Raw genomic sequence first — 2,400 nt, 5'->3', positions numbered from 1 at the left:
GCCCGCTACGGCTCATTGACCGCTGACTACGGGCACTACTCCCCGTGGCGCCTGATCAATGACGAGAAAGCGCCTGAAGGGATGCTGGAGCTTGAAGTGCTGACCCGTGGACTGATGAACCCCAAGACCCTGCTGCACTTCCTCAAAGGCTTTGTCCTGTTCATGACGCAGGATGGCGCTCCGTCCATCAAGATCATTGCCCAGTGGCATCAGTATCACGGGGTCCTGAAAGCCGTCGAACGCGCCCTGGATGCCTACCTGCACAAGAAGGATGGCAAAGGCGGGGTGATCTGGTTTACCCAGGGATCGGGAAAATCCCTGCTGTCGATCTTCTATGTGATGGCCATTCGGGAGCGACCGGAGTTTGAGAATCCGACCTTCGTGATCGTCACCGACCGCAACGACCTGGACGGCCAACTCTATGGCACCTTTTCGGCCGCAGAGAAATCCATTCGTGCCACGCCGGTACAGGCTGAAAACCGGCAGGACCTGCGCGATAAGCTCTCCAGCGTGAAGGCCGGGGGCATCTTCTTCACCACTATCAACAAGTTCGCCCCGGAAAAGGGCAGGAACGAGGTGGAGGTGTTGTGCGACCGCAGCAATGTCATCGTCATTACCGACGAGGCGCATCGTACCCAGTATGGTTTCAAGGCGAAGCTGGACCGCACGACCGGCAAGACCAAGTACGGCCTGGCCAAGTACATGCGCGATTCCCTGCCCAACGCCATCTATCTGGGCATGACCGGCACGCCCATCTCCCAGGAGGACAAGGACACCCAGGCGGTCTTCGGCTCCTATGTGGACGTGTACGACATGATCGCCGCACAGAGCGACGAAGCCGTGGTGCCGGTCCATTACGAATCACGGATCATCGAACTGGAGTTCAACGAGGCCGAGAAACAGGCGCTCATGGACGAGTTCATGGAGATCACCGAAGACGAGGACACGGATTCCCAGAACCGCACGGTCAGCAACCTGACCCGCCTGGAAGCCCTGGCGATGGCCGACGGGCGGCTGGAGCGCCTGGCGAAGGATCTGGTTGAGCATTGGGAACTGCGCAAGGAGTCGCTGCCGGGCAAGGCCATGATCGTGGCCATTTCCCGGGAAGCGGCGGTGCGATTGTTTGACGAGATCACCGCACTGCGCCCCGAGTGGCAATCCGATGATTTGACCCAGGGCAGGATCAAGGTGGTGATGACCGGTAACAAGGCGTCCGATCCGCCCCACTTTCAGCCCCACCAGACCGACAAGGCCGACCGCAAGCTGCTGGAAAAGCGCTTCAAGGATGAAAATGACGAACTGGAGCTGGTCATCGTGCGGGATATGTGGCTCACCGGCTTCGATGCGCCGCCGGTACACACCCTGTACGTGGACAAGCCCATGAAAGGCCACGGGCTGATGCAGGCCATCGCCCGCACCAACCGGATCTGGAAAGACAAACCCGGTGGTCTGGTCGTGGACTACATCGGCATTGGCGAAGAACTGAAGAACGCCATCCGACAATACACCCAGGCGTCCGGTACCACGAAGTCTCCCGTGGACGTATCCGGCGAGGCGCTGAAGATTCTGCTCGACACCCTGGACGTGATCCGCAAGGAATTTTTTCACGGCTTCGACTACAGCGGCCACAAGGACCCGCAACAGGCGCTGGCTTTGCTGGGGCCGGCGATGGAGCACATCACGAAGCTCAACCCCGAAGCCGATGAGCGGGGGCGGAACAAGGGCGTCAAGGAGTACCTGGATCAGGTCACCAAACTCACCAAGGCACAGGCCTTGGCGGGTACCCATGCCGAGGCTATCGCGGTTCGGGAAGAAATCGCCTTCTTCCAGGCCGTTCGGGTATCACTGATCAAACTCACGCGAGCCGGCACAAGAGAATCACGGATCGAAAAGCAGGCCGCCCTGCGTCAGCTTGTCGCCAAGGGCGTCCTGGTCGAAGGCGTGCAGGACCTCTACCGGACACTCGGACTGGAGAAGCCGGACATCAGCGTACTGGATGAGACCTTCCTCCAGCAAATCTCGGAGATGCCCACCAAGAACCTGGCGGCGGAGCTTCTCCAGCGGCTCATCGAGGATGAAGTCAAGGCCCGAAGCCGGAAGAACGTGGTGCAGGCCAAGGAGTTCACCAAGAAGCTGGAGGAGGCGATCAACAAGTACCGAAACCGGGCGTTGACCACGGTGCAGGTGATCGAGGAACTGATCCAACTGGCCAAAGAAATCAACGAAGCCAAACCACCAGAAGGATTGACCGACGAAGAGTTCGCTTTCTACCAGGCGCTCGTGCAGAACGAAAGCGCGGTTCGTGAACTGGGTCACCCCACGCTAAGAGCGTTGGCCCATGAACTGACCGACAAACTCCGGAAATCCGCCACCATCAACTGGCAGACCCGCAAATCCGCC

Annotated in this window: 1 protein-coding gene; it reads left to right on the top strand. The window is 59.5% G+C overall.

The features are described 5' to 3' along the window. Positions 1-2,400, top strand: a 2,400-nt coding sequence (locus tag ACOCD2_RS16880; RefSeq protein ID WP_419625813.1) for a type I restriction endonuclease subunit R, incomplete at both ends; no start/stop codon positions are given.

This window comes from Thiolapillus sp. (assembly GCF_048562965.1).
Lineage (GTDB): Bacteria > Pseudomonadota > Gammaproteobacteria > Chromatiales > Chromatiaceae > Thiolapillus > Thiolapillus brandeum_A.
This window is presented reverse-complemented; position numbering and strand designations above follow the sequence as displayed.